At 56.3% G+C, this 657-nt stretch carries 1 protein-coding gene and 1 pseudogene; one reads left to right on the top strand and one right to left on the bottom strand.

Annotation, left to right across the window (positions count from 1 at the left end; genetic code table 11):
* Positions 1-444, top strand: a pseudogene (locus ABR397_RS23070) (DNA primase); the annotation flags it as partial.
* A gap of 26 nt (positions 445-470) precedes the next feature.
* Here the strand turns inward: ABR397_RS23070 and ABR397_RS23065 are convergent.
* The coding region (locus ABR397_RS23065; RefSeq protein WP_350307742.1) for a hypothetical protein at positions 471-657 on the bottom strand (187 nt) is incomplete at its 5' end.

Below are 657 nucleotides of genomic sequence, written 5' to 3'. Positions count from 1 at the left end.
CCGCCCCAGACCCGGAAACTGTTGCTGCTGATACAGCAAATGGTGAAAGAGAGCATGGCAGAGCAACAACGCCCAGTGAACGCTATCCGCTTTACCCGCCGGGATATCCGCAGTTATACCCAGTGGAGTGACAGCCAGCTTAAGCTCCACTGTCAGCGCCTGAGTGACATGGAATACCTGCTGACACACGGCGGCAGTCGCGGCCATCTGTTGCAATATGAACTGCTCTGGAATGGCGATAAAGCGGAGGAGGCTCACCTGTGCGGTCTGATTGAACCGGAAAATCAGGCTGCCAATAGTGTATATGACTCGTGCAAGTCTGGCCCGGATGAAGGCAAGTCGGGGTCAAGTCTGCCCCAAGTCAGGGCCAAGTCTGGGTCGCCAAAACCGGCGGCAAGCCGCAGTGACAAAGGGCTGAGCGGTTCGCAAGTCGGGACAGCCTGAAAAGGACTGTTCCGGACCCCTAAAAATCAGGCCGTCGTACCGTACTGCCCCTTCATCAACGAACCTGAAAGCCAGAAAGGAAAGTGTGAATATGACGGGTGCAAGTCTGGCTCAAATGAAGGCAAGTCAGGGTCAAGTCTGCCCCAAGTCGGGGTCAAGTCTGGTTCGCCAAAACCGGCGGCAAGCCGCAGTAGCACAGGGCTGAATGACTCG

Source organism: Photorhabdus viridis (genome assembly GCF_040256935.1).
In the GTDB taxonomy this organism is placed as follows: Bacteria; Pseudomonadota; Gammaproteobacteria; order Enterobacterales; family Enterobacteriaceae; genus Photorhabdus; species Photorhabdus viridis.
This window is presented reverse-complemented; position numbering and strand designations above follow the sequence as displayed.